Raw genomic sequence first — 1,195 nt, 5'->3', positions numbered from 1 at the left:
AACGAAACACGAATGGTATCACCCAAACCATCTTCTAATAAGGTTCCAATGCCAACGGCTGATTTAATGCGGCCATCTTCTCCATCACCTGCTTCGGTAACGCCTAAATGCAAAGGATAGTTCATCCCTTCTTTAGCCATGGTTTCTACCAACAAACGATAAGCCTGAACCATTACCTGGGTATTACTGGCTTTCATCGAGATCACCAGATTATAGTAATTCTGGTCTTCACACATGCGGATAAACTCCATTGCCGATTCTACCATTCCACGAGGGGTATCGCCATAATGACTCATAATCCTGTCAGAAAGCGATCCGTGATTAGTGCCAATGCGCATGGCGGTACCATACTCTTTACAGATTTTAACTAAAGGGATAAATTTTTTGTAAATCCGGCTTAACTCTGCATTGTAAGCATCCTGTGTATATTCTAGATTCTCGAACTTCTTTTTATCTGCATAATTGCCTGGGTTAACCCTTACTTTTTCTACAATGCGCGCAGCCATTTCGGCAGCATTCGGCGTAAAATGGATATCAGCAATTAATGGCACATTATAACCTCGGAAACGCAGTTCTTTTTTAATATTGGCCAGATTTTCGGCTTCTTTAATGCTCGGTGCGGTAATACGAACATACTCACAGCCAGATTCTACCATGCGGATCGTCTGTTCTACAGTACCTAAAGTATCCATGGTATCGGTAGTAGTCATCGATTGAATCCGGATTGGATTGTGCCCGCCTAAAGCAATATCACCTATGTTAACTTCTCGGGTTAAATACCTCGAATAAGTTGTTAAACTGTTGCAATATCCGCCTGCCAGATCATGTTTTGCCAATAAATTTTCCATCTGTTTGCAAAGATAAGGATTGTTGGAATGTTTTAATGTTGGAATGTTGTAAAAGATAAAGTCAGGAAAGACCAACAACCTTAATTACATTTTTCATTTATCTAAAAAGGCAAGCACCTTAGTATTAAATTCTGAAACCATTTCTACAGGCACATAATGTGAAGCGCCCTTAAAAATAAATAGTTGCGATTTAGAGATGTTAGCCGCAATAAATTTAGTGTGCTTCTCTAAAATCATATCCTTCTCACCTGCCATTACCAAAACTGGTGCTTTAATCTTCTTCAGGTCAAAAGCAGTAATATGCGGTTCGGTAAGCAACATGGTAAATAACCTAACCTGATACTTAG

Annotated in this window: 2 protein-coding genes; both read right to left on the bottom strand. The window is 39.6% G+C overall.

Annotated elements, in window-relative coordinates; translation table 11 throughout:
• Positions 1 to 848, bottom strand: an 848-nt coding sequence (gene ispG, locus AC1DPQ_RS28255; protein ID WP_477611644.1) for a (E)-4-hydroxy-3-methylbut-2-enyl-diphosphate synthase, incomplete at its 3' end; no start/stop codon positions are given.
• Positions 849 to 941: 93 nt separating this feature from the next.
• The coding region (locus AC1DPQ_RS28250; protein ID WP_477611643.1) for an alpha/beta fold hydrolase at positions 942 to 1,195 on the bottom strand (254 nt) is incomplete at its 5' end.

This window comes from Pedobacter sp. 01T416_2, assembly GCF_056398925.1.
Note: the sequence above shows the minus strand (reverse complement) of the source record. Positions and strands in the feature narration are given on the sequence as shown.